Origin of the sequence: Vibrio sp. JC009 (assembly GCF_029016485.1) — a bacterium.
Lineage (GTDB): Bacteria > Pseudomonadota > Gammaproteobacteria > Enterobacterales > Vibrionaceae > Vibrio.
This window is the reverse complement of sequence record NZ_CP092107.1, coordinates 758,797-773,670: the sequence shown is the minus strand read 5'-3', so window position 1 is coordinate 773,670 and position 14,874 is coordinate 758,797. Positions and strand designations below refer to the sequence as shown.

At 45.3% G+C, this 14,874-nt stretch carries 8 protein-coding genes and 2 pseudogenes; 4 read left to right on the top strand and 6 right to left on the bottom strand.

Annotation, left to right across the window (positions count from 1 at the left end; genetic code table 11):
• Positions 1-14 precede the first annotated feature (14 nt).
• From L3Q72_RS18345 to L3Q72_RS18320, 6 genes and pseudogenes are all read right to left on the bottom strand, one after another.
• On the bottom strand, positions 15-545 hold the full coding sequence (locus L3Q72_RS18345; RefSeq protein WP_275133605.1) for an MltR family transcriptional regulator: 531 nt from the start codon (positions 543-545) through the stop codon (positions 15-17).
• 320 nt (positions 546-865) lie between these two features.
• Positions 866-2,269 (bottom strand): annotated as a pseudogene (locus L3Q72_RS18340) (PTS mannitol transporter subunit IICBA); the annotation flags it as partial.
• A gap of 955 nt (positions 2,270-3,224) precedes the next feature.
• Entirely contained in the window at positions 3,225-3,752 is a 528-nt protein-coding gene (locus L3Q72_RS18335) for an MltR family transcriptional regulator (protein WP_275133604.1), read from the bottom strand.
• A gap of 81 nt (positions 3,753-3,833) precedes the next feature.
• The gene (locus L3Q72_RS18330; protein ID WP_275133603.1) at positions 3,834-4,979 is read right to left on the bottom strand and encodes a mannitol-1-phosphate 5-dehydrogenase; all 1,146 of its coding nucleotides are present in this window, start codon (positions 4,977-4,979) and stop codon (positions 3,834-3,836) included.
• 104 nt (positions 4,980-5,083) lie between these two features.
• Positions 5,084-6,982: a PTS mannitol transporter subunit IICBA gene (locus tag L3Q72_RS18325; protein WP_275133602.1), complete on the bottom strand. Its 1,899-nt coding sequence runs from the start codon at positions 6,980-6,982 to the stop codon at positions 5,084-5,086.
• A gap of 475 nt (positions 6,983-7,457) precedes the next feature.
• A complete protein-coding gene (locus L3Q72_RS18320; RefSeq protein WP_275133601.1) occupies positions 7,458-8,153 on the bottom strand; it encodes an amino acid racemase in 696 nt (231 codons plus the stop codon).
• Positions 8,154-8,395: 242 nt separating this feature from the next.
• Between L3Q72_RS18320 and L3Q72_RS18315 the strand changes: the two genes are divergently transcribed.
• The 4 genes and pseudogenes from L3Q72_RS18315 to L3Q72_RS18300 all read left to right on the top strand — a co-directional run bounded on the left by L3Q72_RS18315 (position 8,396) and on the right by L3Q72_RS18300 (position 14,674).
• Entirely contained in the window at positions 8,396-9,295 is a 900-nt protein-coding gene (locus tag L3Q72_RS18315) for a LysR substrate-binding domain-containing protein (protein ID WP_275133600.1), read from the top strand.
• 328 nt (positions 9,296-9,623) lie between these two features.
• A pseudogene (mtlA, locus tag L3Q72_RS18310) lies at positions 9,624-10,652 on the top strand (mannitol-specific PTS transporter subunit IIC); the annotation flags it as partial.
• A 152-nt stretch (positions 10,653-10,804) separates the two neighbouring features.
• Positions 10,805-12,403, top strand: coding sequence for a DUF1566 domain-containing protein (locus L3Q72_RS18305; RefSeq protein ID WP_275133599.1), 1,599 nt, complete (start codon positions 10,805-10,807; stop codon positions 12,401-12,403).
• Positions 12,404-12,691: 288 nt separating this feature from the next.
• Positions 12,692-14,674, top strand: a complete 1,983-nt coding sequence (locus tag L3Q72_RS18300) for a peptidase U32 family protein (protein ID WP_275133598.1) — start codon at positions 12,692-12,694, stop codon at positions 14,672-14,674.
• Positions 14,675-14,874 lie beyond the last annotated feature (200 nt).

Below are 14,874 nucleotides of genomic sequence, written 5' to 3'. Positions count from 1 at the left end.
TAAGGCGGTGCGTATTAAAGCGGACTGTCTTTATCTAACTGACTGCAAATATCTACGATCGCCAGTGACAGACCTGATTTAATGATTTGTCGCTGCCTCTGTACCTGAAGCTCGAAGAACTCCATGTCAGTATCGTCGTCAGGTTCCAGCGTCTCAAGATGAGAAATACCCATCTGATTCACCAGTCTTAGCTTTTTCAGCGGGTTTAGCACGCTTGGATCAGTGAAGTCGTATTCGTTGGCATCCTGATTCAGCGTATTTTTAAGCTTGATGATGTCTTCGATGTCGTGATAAACATCGTCAGCGAGAACCCCCAGTCCAAATAGTAGCTTGAGTCTGACAGAAAGGTTGCCCAACGGGCCGGAATCGTGGAGAAGAGGACCGACAACAGACTGTACCGCGAAATCGTCTTTACGGAAAACTCTCTGCATTAATGCATCGATAGACTCATTAAACACTTCGACTGCTGCAATAAAAAAACCTCTTACAGTAGGCGCTGCGTTAAGTCTTTCAATGATTTCTGATTCGCTGATAGTTTCTGACATAAAATATTCGGGTATTAGTACTTTAAAGCTTGTTGCACCTGTGATGATAGCTACATTTATTACACAATCAACTACTTTCGGATATTAGTGAGTGATTATGCTAGCTTTTAGGGCTATACCTCAGTGTACGGATAAATTTTGTTAACTTACTGAATCTGATTGAAATGCAATGTGAATAAGAGGTTAAGCTGAAAAAAGGCCGGTCGGATGACCGGCCTCTAGTTTCACTGGTAGATACTACAGGTATTTAAAGTTAGCCCCCTGGATTAAATCCGCTTTAAACAGGCACTGTAGTATCAACACGTTGTGAACTCTTATGCACCTTGCTTCGCTGTTACCAGCTCACTAACCAGGTTGTCATATAGCGCGTTGTCTAAGAAGTTTGACAGCGAGATATGCTTAGCATTTTCAGCGTGGTTGCGAGCACGGTCAGTCAGGTCTTTGTGTGTTACTACGATATCTACATCACCCGGAAGATTGTTGATTGCCAGGTTAGTTACTTCGATATCCAGGTTAGCTGCTTCTACTTTCTTGCGAAGAAGGCCTGCACCCATTGCACTTGAACCCATACCAGCGTCACAGGCTACGATGATTTTGCGTACGTTAGCCATGTTTACGTTTGCTGCTGCAGGAGCGCCTTTAGAAGTTGCTTTCATGTCGTTCATCTGGCTTTGTGCTGCTTCCAGAGACTCTTCGTCGTCTGTTTGCTTCTGAGTCTTCAGTAGGAAAGATGCTACGAAGAAAGATACTGCACAAGAAGCGATTACCGACAGAATTACACCTACGAACGCTGCCTTAGGAGTCATTAGTAGTACTGCGAAGATTGAGCCCGGAGATGCTGGAGAAACCAGACCAGAATCAAACATTACGTTTACAGCAACACCAGTCGCACCACCTGCAATCATTGCAAGAACAAGACGTGGGTTCATCAGTACGTATGGGAAGTAAATTTCGTGAATACCGCCCAGGAAGTGGATGATAGAAGCACCAGCTGCAGACTGTTTAGCAGAGCCTTTACCAAATGCCATGTAAGCAAGTAGAAGGCCAAGACCAGGACCTGGGTTAGCTTCAATCAGGAAGAAGATAGAGCGACCAACTTCTTCAGACTGCTGGATACCCAGTGGAGAGAAGATACCGTGGTTGATTGCGTTGTTCAGGAACAGGATCTTCGCTGGCTCTACAAAAATAGAAGTTAAAGGAAGTATGCCAGTGTCAACAAGAACGTTTACGCCACTTGCTAGTGCGTCAGACAGTACTTTAACCGCAGGACCAACAACTACATAAGCAAGGATTGCCATGATCATACCGATGATACCGGCAGAGAAGTTGTTAACCAGCATTTCGAAGCCTGACTTCACCTTGCCGTGAATTGCTTCGTCAAATTTCTTAATTGCAAGACCACCAAGAGGACCAACAATCATAGCACCCATGAACATTGGGATGTCAGTACCAACGATAACACCCATAGTGGTTACAGCACCCACTACAGCACCGCGGTCACCGCCAACCATTTTACCACCGGTGTAACCGATAAGTACTGGAAGCAGATATTTGATCATTGGGCCAACCATAGCTGCCAGCGATTCGTTTGGTAGCCAGCCAGTTGGAATGAATAGTGCAGTAATGAAACCCCACGCAATGAATGCGCCAATGTTTGGCATTACCATGTTAGAAAGGAAACGGCCAAAGTTCTGTACCTTAACCTTCGCGTCTGGTGATAACATATAAGTACCCCGTTCGATGTTATTACGTTATTTATGTGTGTGAACAGTTTCTGGTAAAAACCGTTCGTTGTTTGCTTAAGACACAACCAACTTAACACAACATATTTCGAAATGCTTCTGAGCGGGGTTTTAGTGAGCGTTGTCACAATTAAAATCGGTTTAGATTAATTTTTGAGTGATCATAGTCACGATAACTGCTTGTAATTCTCTTTCATTTTAAATTATTTTTATTTGTCAATAAAAATAAAATGCGTCATGTCACGGTTTTGATTCGATTGGGTTTGAATTTGTAGTGATGTAGTTCACGTTATTGTCCTATAAAAAATTCCGATAATTATAAAGTGGGATCTTTGTCACCTTTGTTTATTTAATTCATGGGATGAAATTAATCCTTTAAAAATATCAGTGGTTAAAATGTAACTTTCTGACATTTAGAACTTTGTGTGCGATGAGTCACATTCCTATATATGTTTATTTGGCACCCAGATTTCTTGTTCCCATGCTCCAGCGTGGGAATACATATCTGGGCTGAAGATGTCGTGAATAATATAGCGATCCTGGTTTGGATTTGGGGTTGTAAATTGGTCATGGGCTATGGGGCTATGAGGCTGACTCTTTTACACAAGTTTAAGGATCCAAAGAATGCTCCTCCCCTTAGCCTCGAAAGGCCGGATTTTCGAAGAAGTAACATCGAAGGGGAGGCTGGGAGGGGTTGTTTCTCATGGGTTTAAGTATTGGTGGTTTACCTATGCATGGCATAACCAACCCCCTCTAACTCCCCCTTCTATTAGCTTTATCAACCAGTTAGGCTTTTTCACTCAAGGGGGAGAACCGTTCTCTGGTCACTTTAATATTTGTGTATAAGAGTTAGGGCTATGGGGCTATGAGGAGGGGGGACCCTCGGGTTTCGGTATGGATTGTACTCGGGAGTGAAGGAATGAGAGCGTATAGCAGCTTACAGAGCTTTAGGACTTCTGTACTTATTGAGTTGTACGCAGATATCAACAATTGCCAGAGACAGGCCTGATTTGATGATATCCAGCTTTCTTTGCTGGGTGATCGTGTCTTCTTCTGCTCTGTTTTCAAATAGCTCCAGTGGAATGACACCGGCTCTGTTTATTAGTCTTAAACTCTTAAGCGAGTTAATTACCTTGTTATCGGTAAAATCATATTCCTGGGCATCCTGATTTAACCGGTTTTTAAATTCCACAATATCTTCGATATCGTGATAAATATCTTCAGGAAGAATACCAATACCAAATAATAGCTTGAGGCGTACCTTCAGGGTGCCTAAAGGACCAAATTCATTCAGAAGGGGCTTTACTGCGGTCTGCTGGGCAATGTCATCTTTGCGAAATACACGCTGGGTAAGCGCATCGACAGAGTCATTTATCGCCTCTACAGCAGCGACAAAGAAACCTCGCACGGTTCTCGCTGTATTTAGCTTTTCAATGACTTCTGATTCGCTGAATATCTTGTTCATGAGTATGCACCCGGATAGGCAGTGGGAAGAGAAAGGTGCGCCCAAGAGGGGACTGGACAACCCCTCCTGAGCGACTTGGTATTAAAGCTCGCTGTAAAGCGCTTCAACTTTAGCTACTTCAGCACAGTCTTCTGCAAGACCTGTGTACTTAGCCAGAGTTGCTTTTACGCCAGCGTTTGCAAGAGAGTCTTGCAGTTCAACTGCCTGAGGATCATCAGCGTTGGTGTATTTCAGAGCCGCAGCCACACCCTTAAGCAGAGTATCGTTAGCAGTGCTGTACTCGATAGTGCCAAGCAGAGGCTTGATCAGACGGTCAGCAGCGCCAAGCTTACGGATAGGCTGGCGGCCTACACGGTCAACTTCGTCAACCAGGTAAGGGTTTGCGAAACGGCCAAGGATTTTTTCGATGTAAGCTGCGTGTTTTTCGCGCTCAAAACCGTAACGGTTGATCAGCACTTCGCCACTCTCTTCCATCGCTTTCTTAACTTCGCTGCGGATAGCGTCGTCTTCGATAGCTTCACGGATAGTGTTCTGACCTGCGATGTTACCAAGGTAAGCAGTCACACAGTGACCAGTGTTCAGAGTGAACAGCTTACGCTCAACAAACGCCATCAGGTTGTCAGTACATTCCATACCTGCGATGTCCGGGATTTCGCCCTTGAACTGAGTCTGGTCTACGATCCACTCGCTGAAGGTTTCAACAGTAACAGCCAGCGGGTCAGTTTCACCTGCTTCTGCCGGTGGTACGATACGGTCAACCGCTGAGTCTACAAAACCAACTAGTTCTTCAACTTTCGCTTTTGCTTCGTCAGACAGCAGTTCAAATACCGCTTCTTTAAGCTGAGTCGTACCACGAACCATGTTTTCACAAGCGATGATGTTCAGTGGAGTAGTGATGCCTGCAGCGATACGCTTTTCAAGGCCTTCTGCCAGAGTTTTCGCAATGATCTTAAGAACAGTAGGACCAACCGCTGTTGTGATCATGTCTACTTCAGAGACGAAGTCTGCCAGCTTAGGATCCATTGAGTTGATTGCAGTAACACCCGTTACTTTTTCTACTACGCAATCTGCACCTACAACTTTTACCGGATATTCGTTTCTTTCGATTAGTCCGTTTACAACTGCTTCGTTTACATCAGCAAATGTAACTTCAATTCCTGCATCTGCTAGTAGCTTACCGATGAATCCACGGCCAATGTTGCCGGCACCAAAATGCAATGCTTTCATAATATGTTTTCCAGAGAAAAGTGTGAGAAATTCGAAAAAAGAGGCCGGTCGGTTAGAACCGGCCTAAAGTTCACTTTTTAGGAGCGCTGACTCCAAAGCTTTAGTTACGCGTTAAGGATTCGAAGAACATCTTCCGGATCAGTTGTTGTCTTCAAACACTCAACAGCTTCGTCGTCATCAAGTGAATTTGTGATAGCGGTGATAACTTGAATGTGTTCATCACCTTGTGCAGCGATGCCGATAACCATGATAGCTTTATCATCTTCATCTTCGCCCCACTGGATACCCTCTGGGTACTGGCAGAACACGATGCCGGTTTTCTTAACATACTGCTTAGCTTCGATAGTACCGTGTGGTACCGCGATTGATTCGCCCAGGTAAGTAGATACCAGTTCTTCACGAGCCATCATGCCGGCTACGTACTCTGGTGCTACATTGCCAAGTTCAACCAGTTTTTCACCAGCAAACTTGATAGCTTCTTCTTTAGATGAAGCTTTCATACCAAGGATGATATTGTCTTTAGTCAGCTTAAGAGTTTTCTCTTCTTCCGCTGCTGCAGGAGCTTCTTGTGCAGGAGCTGCTGCTGGTTGTGCTGCGCCACCTTGCTGAGCTGCTACCAGTTCTGCAACTAGTCGGTCGTACAGGTCACCATCAAGGAAGTTAGACAGAGACAGGTGCTTAGCTTGTGCTGCGTGCTTACGTGCACGGTCAGTCAGGTCCTGGTGAGTAACAACGATGTCTACATCGCCAGGCAGGTTGTTGATTGCCAGGTTAGTTACTTCAATGTTCAGGTTAGCCGCTTCAACTTTCTTGCGAAGAAGACCAGCACCCATTGCACTTGAACCCATACCAGCGTCACATGCTACGATGATCTTGCGAACTTCAGCCATGTTTACGTCTGCTTCAGCAACTGCGCCTTTAGAAGAAGCTTTCATGTCAGACATCTGGTTTTGTGCCGCTTCCAGAGACTCTTCATCGTCAGTTTGCTTCTGAGTTTTCATCAGGAACGAAGCCACGAAGAAAGATACAGCAGCAGATGCGATTACTGACAGGATTACGCCTACGAATGCAGCTTTAGGAGTCATCAGTAGTACTGCAAAGATTGAACCTGGAGATGCTGGAGAAACCAGACCAGAGTCAAACATTACGTTTACAGCAACACCAGTCATACCACCCGCCATTACAGCAAGGATTAGACGTGGGTTCATCAGTACGTATGGGAAGTAAATTTCGTGGATACCACCCAGGAAGTGGATGATAGATGCACCAGCTGCAGACTGTTTAGCAGAGCCTTTACCAAATGCCATGTAAGCAAGTAGAAGACCAAGACCAGGACCTGGGTTAGCTTCAATCAGGAAGAAGATAGAACGACCAACTTCTTCAGACTGCTGGATACCCAGTGGAGAGAAAATACCGTGGTTGATTGCGTTGTTCAGGAACAGGATCTTCGCTGGCTCTACGAAAATAGAAGTCAGAGGAAGTACGCCAGTGTCAACCAGTACGTTTACGCCTGCTGCAAGAGCATCAGACAGTACTTTAACTGCAGGACCAACAACAACATAAGCAAGGATTGCCATGATCATACCGATGATACCGGCAGAGAAGTTGTTAACCAGCATTTCGAAGCCTGACTTCACTTTACCGTGAATTGCAGCGTCAAATTTCTTGATTGCAAGACCACCAAGAGGACCAACAATCATTGCACCCATAAACATTGGGATGTCAGTACCAACGATAACACCCATAGTGGTTACAGCACCCACTACAGCACCGCGGTCGCCACCAACCATTTTACCACCGGTGTAACCGATAAGTACTGGCAGCAGATATTTGATCATAGGACCAACCATGCTTGCCAGAGTTTCGTTTGGCAACCAACCAGTTGGAATGAATAGTGCAGTAATGAAACCCCACGCAATGAATGCGCCGATGTTAGGCATTACCATATTTGAAAGGAAACGGCCGAAATTTTGTACCTTAACCTTCGCTTCTGGTGATAACATATAAGTACCCCGTTCGATGTTCTGCGAAATTTATGTGTGAACGACTTCTGGTAAAAGTCGTGTTGTTGTTTGCTTAAGACACTTTCAACTTAGCACACCAAATTTTGGATTACCTCTGAACGGGTTTTTTGTGATGCTCATCACGCTGCAAATGGTCCTGAAATATAGTTGTAGTGATTGAGATCACATTAAGTGCCTGTAATTTCTTTTCAGTCAGTTAAAATGCTAAATGTCAAGAAATATAAAATGCGTAGAGTCACAAATCTAGAAAGATATTTATTGTTCTCATGGTGATCTGTGTCACGTTATGGGTTAAATAAAAAAACCGAAATTAGGAAAAGGTGATTTTCATCACGCTTGCTCATTTATTTCACGCATAGAAATAAAAAAATGAGCTAGTAAAGAATAATTCTGTAATTTTATTACAGAATTATAGGCTGAGGAGATTTAGAGTCTTATCTGAGAGCGGTGGATATTATGCCTGGTAGTAGTAATAATCGACACATTGCTGCGCAAGAATGTCCAGTGAGTCCAGTGCCTTAGCCTTATACAGCTCCGTTAGTGACTCAAATGCAAGCGGGATTTCCGTGCAACCCAGGATCACACCATCACATCCTTGGTTAATTAGCTTCTCGTAAATCGGTAACATTAGCGATTTCCCTTCATCTATGCGCCCTGATTTTACGGCATAGATACCTGCCATTATTTTCTCCTGATCAAGGCTGTCCGGATGAACCGGAGTCATACCTCTTTTCAGGATGGCATCTTTATAGATACCGGTCTGAATTGTTGCATCAGTGGCCATAATGGCAACAGACTTCATCTTTCTTTTCTGAGCTTCGCCAGCAACCGTATCTATGATGCTGATAAAAGACGCCTCTTTTGACTCCTGAAGTTTTCCTAACCAGTAATGCGCGGTATTACAGGGTATTACGATTTTGGTTGCACCTGAAACCAGCAGGCTTTGCAGATTGTTGAGCATCATTTGCAGCGGGTTTTCCCCATTACTTAAAATGCATCGGGTGCGGTCAGGGATCGCAGGATTATTCGATATGATCATGGGAATATGTTCCTGGTCGGAAAGTGCCGGGCTTTTATCTAAGATTCGTCTTGCAAAGTCTATTGTGGCCATTGGGCCCATTCCGCCTAGTATTCCCAGTTTTTTGTTCATATCTTTTCTCCTTAATCTGGTGGTGAAATTATCAAACTTGATGGCGGATAAGAAATGAAAAGAGTGGTGGGGGTATGCGGATTGTGCATAATGGTGGCAGGTGGCAGGTGGCAGGTGGCAGGTGGCAGGTGGCAGGTGGCAGGTGTGGTTATGGGGTTATGGGGCTATAGGGTGATGAGGAGAAGTGGCTCTTGCATCCATCTCTGCGTGGGAATACATATATGAGGGAATAAGGGGGGGTTATGGTGAATATTGAGACTAAGTGGTTGCAGGATTTTTTGGTGTTGGCGGAGTTGCGGAATTTTTCCAGGGCGGCGGAGGAGAGGAATGTTACTCAGTCAGCGTTTAGCCGCAGGATTCAGGCTCTGGAGAATGCGGTGGGGTGTCAGCTGTTTGATCGTAGTGTTACGCCGATAGCACTGACTCAGAATGGGAAGGCATTTCGTACCAGTGCCCGCAGTCTGACAGTACAGCTGGAATATGAGCTGGATAAGCTGAGCGATCTTTCTGTGCTTGGTAACCAGAAGGTGAGTCTGGTGGCCGGGCATTCCATTGCTACCGATATCTTACCGGGGCTGCGGTTTAATCTTTTTGCTGATGAGAAAGATATCATTTTGGATGTAAGAGCCATTGACGTGGATGATGCGGTAAAAATGCTGGAAGAGGGCGCCTGCGATATCGTTTTAAGTTATCGTAATCCGGAACTGTTAACAGAGCCCTATTTGCATTATAAACTCGGAGATTCAAAGAACTACTGCGTGTGTGTGCCGGACGCAAAAGGCCTGCCTAAGTATCCGTTATCTGAGACTGAACTTATGCCGCTGATTATGCATTCAACATCAAGCTATATGGGAAGGCTGACAAAAGAGGTCAGCAACCTTTATCCGTTAAAGCCGGTTTTTTCATCATCAATGACAGATCTTGTTAAGGCGTTGATTCTTAAGGGCGAAGGGCTGGGCTGGTTGCCTGAATATGCCATTGAGAAAGAACTGGAACAGGGGCAGCTTATTATTCTTGATGAGGAGCGGACAACACTGTCCACCGAAATCTTCGCATACCGCTCTGAAACCAGGCTGCATGCGGCAGGAGAGAGGGTGTGGAAGCATATCTGCCAGAGTTCGGCGCAAAAAAATACGCCATAACAAATACGATAGCGTTGGGGAGTTATCGTACTGCTATGGCGCTAAACGCAATAGAGTGTCTATTCAAAAATGAAAACTGAGTGAAATGGTTGGGCTTTCACTCGGGATTAAATTTACTGCTGAAATGAGGAGGAATTATGGAGAAAGCGAGGATAAAAATTACTTTTATCAAAAACCTGCTTATTTATTAAGCATTAAGCGGTGCTTTCTTTATGTAATACAAAAATATATCGGTGGGGTAACATTTAGCGATATATCGTATGTTAATTGCTTGATTTCGGGGCTAGAATAAGTTTGATGTGTACAGGTAATTGTTAAAAGAGGTTGTATGATAAGTGCGTCCTTAAAAACCAGAGTTCAGAATCTTGGGCGGTTCTTGTCAAATATGATTCTGCCTAATATTGGGGCTTTTATTATTTGGGGCTTTATAGCCGCTCTGTTTATACCCACTGGCTGGGTGCCAAATGAGAAGCTTGCCACTCTGATAGAACCGATGATCTATTATTTCCTTCCCATTTTGATCGGTTATACGGGCGGTAAACTTGTTGATGGTGAAAGGGGAGCCATAGTCGGAGCTGCGACCACTATGGGGGCAATTGTCGGAACCGATGTGCCAATGTTCCTCGGAGCTATGATTGTGGGTCCCTTGGGCGGTTACTGCATTAAGTATGTGGACAAGCAGGTCGAAGGGAAGATAAAAAGCGGCTTTGAGATGCTGGTAAATAATCTGGTTACCGGTGTTGTGGGGATGATTTGTACCATTCTGGCCTTTTACTTAGTAGGGCCTTTTGTGGCTATGTTGTCAGCATTTATCGCTGGTGCAGTAGAGTTTCTGGTTGATTCCGGGTTGCTCCCTCTTACTTCCATTTTCGTTGAGCCTGCTAAGGTTATTTTCCTGAACAATGCGATAAACCACGGTATATTCTCACCCCTGGGAATTGCTCAGTCGCTTGAGCAGGGGCACTCGATATACTTCCTTATAGAAGCCAATCCGGGGCCTGGCCTTGGAGTGTTGCTGGCTTATATTGTCTTTGGCCAGAGAACGATGCAGCGAAGTGGTGCCGGAGCGGCGATTATTCACTTCTTCGGTGGTATTCATGAGGTCTATTTCCCTTACGTTATTATGAACCCGAAAATGATTATTGCCGTAATTGGTGGTGGTATGAGTGGCCTGTTTATCCTGACCATGTTTGATGCGGGTCTGGTAAGTCCTGCTTCACCCGGCTCCATTTTCTCTATCCTGCTGATGACGCCGCAGTCATCATTAATAGGTGTACCGCTGGCTATTCTGGTGTCGACACTGGTTTCATTTTTGATTGCCTCAACCATACTGAAAGCTCTGCCGGCAAAAGAGCAGGATTAACTATTTCACCTGAGGGTATGTAGTGGCATACCCTCTCTTTATTCAAGTTTGTTATCTCTCTTCTCCTTATTCCTAACTTTCTCCATATTTGCTGCTTATTATTTTATTAACTTCTTAATATGTTATGTATTTATCCGGAGAAAGAGATGAACATCAGCCATCAATTAAATCTCAACAGGATTGTTATTGGCCTTGCACTGATTGCAGGCGGGCTTAGCTCATCAGGTCTGCAGGCGAATACAACACAAGAAGCGCAAAAGCTGACTTTCGCTGTCGTCGATACTAATCAGTCCGAATGCCTGGGTGTTAATGATTCGCTGGCCACTTGTCCGGCGCCCGGAGATACGGGTTACGGGCAGGACTCTCAGTACAAAGGGTTTCAGCCAAGCTACGGTAACAACGGCAATGGCACAGTAACGGACAATAATACCCGCCTGATGTGGACCCGCTCCATTGATATCAACGGAGACGGGAAAATAAGCGTTGCGGATAAGATGAGCTACGATGAGGCTGCGGTTTATGCAAAAACTCTGGCTCTGGCTGGTCACACAGACTGGCGCGTCCCGACGATTAAAGAGCTTTATTCTCTTATCCTGTTCGACGGCCAGGACCCAAGCGGGCTTAATGGTGTTAAGGGCGATGTTGCCATTATGCCTTTTATCGACCACAGGTATTTCGGTTTTAATTCTGGTGATACCAAGTCAGGTGAGAGACTGATTGATGCCCAGTACCTGAGCAGCACCAAATACGTTTCTACCACTATGAGGGGGGATGAAACTGTCTTTGGCGTAAACTTTATCGATGGCCGCATCAAAGGCTATGGAATGAAATCCCCCCGCGGCAATGAAGCGAAAAAGTTCTACGTTCTGTTTGTGCGCGGTAATACCGACTACGGCATCAATGACTTTGCTGACAATCAGAACGGCAGCATAACTGACAAGGCAACCGGGTTGATCTGGCAGAAGGATGACAGCCAGATGGCAATGAACTGGCCTTCTGCACTTTCCTATTGTGAAAACCTGTCCCTGGCCGGTACGACTAACTGGCGCTTACCAAATGCAAAAGAGCTTGAATCCATTGTTGACTACAGCCGTTCTCCTGAAACCAGCAATAGCGCTTCGATAAACCCTTTGTTTAAAACCACATCTATCGTCAACGAAGCAGGAAAGCTGGATTATGCCTATTACTGGACTGGTACCACTCATAAAAATCTACGCAATAGCAAAAATGCTGCTTATATTGCTTTTGGCCGCTCACTTGGTTACATGGGTGGTAATTGGCTGGATGTTCATGGGGCGGGATCTCAGAGAAGTGATCCAAAAGTCAGTACCGGGCAGGATTATTCTAAGGGGCACGGGCCTCAGGGTGATTCGGTAAGAGTGAACAACTATGTTCGTTGTGTGACCGATAGTCATACCGCTTTCGAGCAAAATCCGCAAACCACTGTTCGTGATTCAAAGATCTATACGCTGACAGGAAGCGAATCAACGGGTGAAAAAGCTTTGGGTAAAATGATGAAAGGCAAGAGTGATCTTCCCGGGATGGGGATGGATTCCAGACGCCCCGGCTCTGGTAACAGCCTGCTTTCCATGATGGACAGAAACGGTGACGGCAAGTTGTCCAGAGATGAAGTAAAAGGCCCTCTGGCACGGGATTTTGACAGGCTGGATAAGAACCGTGACGGGTATCTTGATGCTTCGGAAATACCTGAGCCTCCTGGTGGCGGGAAAGGCCGAAGGAAGTAAATTCAGAGGCTCCGTCAGGCTATTTCTTATACACAAGTTTAAGGAGCCAAAGAATGCTCCTCCCCTTAGCCTCGAAAGGACGGATTTTCGAAGAAGTAGCATCGAAGGGGAGGCTGGGAGGGGTTGTTTCTCATGGGGTTAAGTTTTGGTGGTTTAACCATTCTCTGGTCACTTTAATGTTTTGTGTATAATAGTCAGCCGTTAGGAGCCTTTCAATTACCACAGGACATCCGCAGCAAGGATCGGTAGAATACCCGCCTTTGTTCTGAACCGATATTGAGATCTTCTGTGGATAAAAGCCAATTTGAACTACTGGCACCGGGTGGTGATGCTGAATCAATTAAAGCTGCGATTGTTGCAGGTGCTGATGCTGTCTATTGTGGACTGAACCGCTTTAACGCCCGTAATCGCGCTACCAACCTTACCCTTGATGAGCTGAATGAAGTGGTTAATATCGCTCATCAGCACCACTGTAAGATCTTTGTTACCTTAAACATCATTATCATGGAGTCGGAAATCGCCGCACTGGTGCGCATGCTTAACACCCTGCTGAAAACCGAAATTGACGGGGTGATTTTTCAGGACCTTGGTCTGGCTTATATTCTCAAGCACTATTATCCGCAGCTTGATATTCATGCGTCTACTCAGCTTAATACCCATAACGAAGGTCAAATCCAGCTGCTTAAGCAATTTGGTTCCAGCCGGGTAAACCTGTCCAGAGAACTGAATATCAATGAAATCACCCGTCTGGCGCAGTTCGGTCATCAGCATGATGTCCTGATGGAAGTGTTTGTTCACGGTTCTTACTGTATCGGTTTTTCCGGTCTTTGCTATGTCAGCTCTGTTCGCAACGGTGCATCCGGTAACCGTGGCAGATGCAGTCAGCCATGCCGTGATGAGTTTCAGCTGACCGAAGCCGGTGTTCGTCACCCTCTGAATATGAAAGATAACTCAGCCTTCGCTGATCTTAAGCAACTGGCAGATGCGGGTGTCTATTCGCTGAAAGTAGAGGGCAGGATTAAGGGCTCTCACTATGTTTATACTGTGGTTGATAACTGGCGCAGACAGATAGACAGCCTGTGCGAAGAAGACAGCTTGCTTGAAGATACAAAAGAGCTGTATACCGTCTACAACCGCGATTTTTCAGATGGTTACCTTCAGGGCGAGATCAGCAAAGAGATGTATATCGACAATCCGCGGGATAATTCGGTTCAGCACTTTGTCGATCTGACCGGAGACGATGTATCAGAGGTGAAGCAGAAGCTGTATGACGATAAAACCGCGATTATCAAAACCGTAGAGAACCGACTGGCGACGCTTAAGGTGGATGAATCACTGACGGGCGCTGAGTTTGCTCAGCGCAAAGGCGTTCATGAAACCGTTATTCTTGATGCATTAAAAGCCGGTGAGAAAAAGCAAGTGCAGCCTGAGCTGTCAGTGCTGATTTCATCAAAAGAGGATATTGCCAGTGCGCTTCAAAGTGGCGCAGATGTTTTCTACCAGTTGCCGGATGGTCTTGATTATTACTTTGCACAGATGGAAGAACTGCTTCGCAGTAACCCTCAATTGACCCCTTGGTTCTCGGCAGTGCTAATTGACAAAGATTATGATGCCGCCGTGCGTTTGCTAAGCGAAATTAAGCCAAAGCAGATTGTAACCAATAATCTGGGAATAGGCTGGGCGGCGTTTGAGCTGGGCATTGACTGGATCGCCGGGCCTCAGCTGAATATCGCCAACTCATTTGCTTTAAAAGCGCTGAAAGAGGAGTTTAACTGCTCTGGCGCATTTATCTCCAACGAGATCAATAAAAGACAGATGGAAAGGCTGGTAACGCCGGAAGATTTCAGGTTATACCACAGCATTTACCATCCAATTGCGGTGATGACCAGCAGGCAGTGCCTGTTCCAGCAAAGCATCGGCTGTAAGAAAAAGAAAATTAACAGAGGCTGTCTGCCAAGATGCAACAAGCATACATCCATCATCAACCTGAAGGACTCTGCTTATATTATTGACAAGCAGAAGGGTGAATATAATTGCATTTACAGCCAGCACCATTTTATGAATACACAGGTTGTTGAAGAGCTTCCGGAGCTGTTTAGCGACTACCTGATTGATCTCAGAAATATTCAGACTGAAACCAGTGTTAAGGCTGATAAGCCAGAGATTATTGCGATTTTCCGTGAGTTGATCACAGGCAATGCCGAAGCCGGGAAGTTGCTAGCAGATAAGATTTCTCCCACCACTAATGCACAATACCTAAAAGGTCTGTAACTACCTATATTCTAATGTCTTTCCTCGTTCCCACGCTCCAGCGTGGGAATGCATACCGGACATAAAGCCCCTTCAACTCTTTCATCTTTATTCATTAACTCACAAGCGATCAATGCCATGATAAGCAAAGGTAATTAAACGCCAAGAACGCTATACAATTTTCGGTTATTTTTAGTCAGATATGCATTCCCACGCCGGAG

What these genes read in the sequence shown, in the direction of transcription:
- L3Q72_RS18320 (WP_275133601.1), bottom strand. Translation starts at nt 8,153, where the DNA reads ATGAACAAAAAACTGGGAATACTAGGCGGAATGGGCCCAATGGCCACA.
- L3Q72_RS18330 (WP_275133603.1), bottom strand. Translation starts at nt 4,979, where the DNA reads ATGAAAGCATTGCATTTTGGTGCCGGCAACATTGGCCGTGGATTCATC.
- L3Q72_RS18345 (WP_275133605.1), bottom strand. Translation starts at nt 545, where the DNA reads ATGTCAGAAACTATCAGCGAATCAGAAATCATTGAAAGACTTAACGCA.
- L3Q72_RS18305 (WP_275133599.1), top strand. Translation starts at nt 10,805, where the DNA reads ATGAACATCAGCCATCAATTAAATCTCAACAGGATTGTTATTGGCCTT.
- L3Q72_RS18325 (WP_275133602.1), bottom strand. Translation starts at nt 6,982, where the DNA reads ATGTTATCACCAGAAGCGAAGGTTAAGGTACAAAATTTCGGCCGTTTC.
- L3Q72_RS18315 (WP_275133600.1), top strand. Translation starts at nt 8,396, where the DNA reads ATGGTGAATATTGAGACTAAGTGGTTGCAGGATTTTTTGGTGTTGGCG.
- L3Q72_RS18335 (WP_275133604.1), bottom strand. Translation starts at nt 3,752, where the DNA reads ATGAACAAGATATTCAGCGAATCAGAAGTCATTGAAAAGCTAAATACA.